Source organism: Acaryochloris thomasi RCC1774, from assembly GCF_003231495.1.
Classification (GTDB): domain Bacteria; phylum Cyanobacteriota; class Cyanobacteriia; order Thermosynechococcales; family Thermosynechococcaceae; genus RCC1774.
Genome location: NZ_PQWO01000070.1, coordinates 1 through 1,074, shown reverse-complemented (window position 1 = coordinate 1,074; position 1,074 = coordinate 1). Strand labels below are relative to the sequence as shown.

The 1,074-nt window shown below is 50.9% G+C and carries 1 protein-coding gene; it reads left to right on the top strand.

Annotated features, from left to right (window positions below):
* Positions 1–50 precede the first annotated feature (50 nt).
* A protein-coding gene (locus tag C1752_RS27965; RefSeq protein WP_315865281.1) for an IS630 family transposase occupies positions 51–1,074 on the top strand; the annotation gives its coding sequence in 2 pieces (ribosomal slippage) (positions 51–446 and positions 449–1,074; 1,022 coding nt annotated over the 2 pieces). This gene is flagged as partial in the annotation.

Below are 1,074 nucleotides of genomic sequence, written 5' to 3'. Positions count from 1 at the left end.
GAGGTGCAAATAAGCTTAAGATAGCTATCGTATCTATCGCCTCTTCCTCCATGCCAGCAGCATTGCGTATCACTTTGACTGAAGATGAAGCATCAACTCTTCAAGACCTTCGCCAATCTCCAGCAGCGCCTCAGCGCACCCGAGACCGTGCTCATCTGATTTACCTCAATGCCCAAGGCTGGAATGCTCCTGCCCTAGCTGAGATTTTTGATTGTTGTGAACATACCGTTCGCGCCACACTCAAACGCTGGCAAGATAACGGTGTTAATGGATTGTGGGATGCCTCCGGTCGGGGCAGTAAGCGCCGCTGGCACGTGTGTGACCTAGAGTATCTTGAGCAATGTCTTGAAGAAGACGCCCGCACTTACACCAGTGAGCAACTGGCCCAAAAACTAGCTCAAGAGCGAAATGTAACCCTTAGTGCTGACCGACTGAGGCGGTTGCTCAAAAAAAGGGCTGGCGGTGGAAACGAACGCGCCACAGCCTCAAGGACAAACAAGACCCGGTTGCCAAAGCCATCAAGCAAGCGGACCTCGAGTGCTTGAAACAAGCAGCCCGAGACAATCTGATTGTGCTTAAGTATCTTGATGAGGCAGGCTTTTGTTTATGGTCTCCAGTGAGTTGTAGCTATAGCCGAGTCGGTGAGCAGAAACGAATGGAACAAACGGCCCAACGCTTCGGTAGCCGCATCAGTATCTTGGGTGTGTGGCAAGCTCATCAACAGTTTGACTACGCTTTGTGTCAGGGGGGCTTCAAGACACCGTCCTACCTCAAGGTGATGAATTGGCAAGCAAAGAAAGCTCAGCGGAGATTGAAACAGACGGGAAAAATTACGGTCATCGTCCAAGATAATGGCTCAATTCATACCAGCCGAGAAGCGAAAGCGCTGTGGCCCCAATGGCACAAGCAAGGGCTGTTTATATTTATGCTCCCAGCCTACTGTCCTGAGTTGAATGACATTGAGACCCAGTGGCGGCAACTTAAGGCTCACGAAATAGCGGGGCAGATGTTTAGCAATGAGTACGATTTAGCGATTGCCGTCATCGAAGGGATGACCGCTCGAGGTGAAAAGGG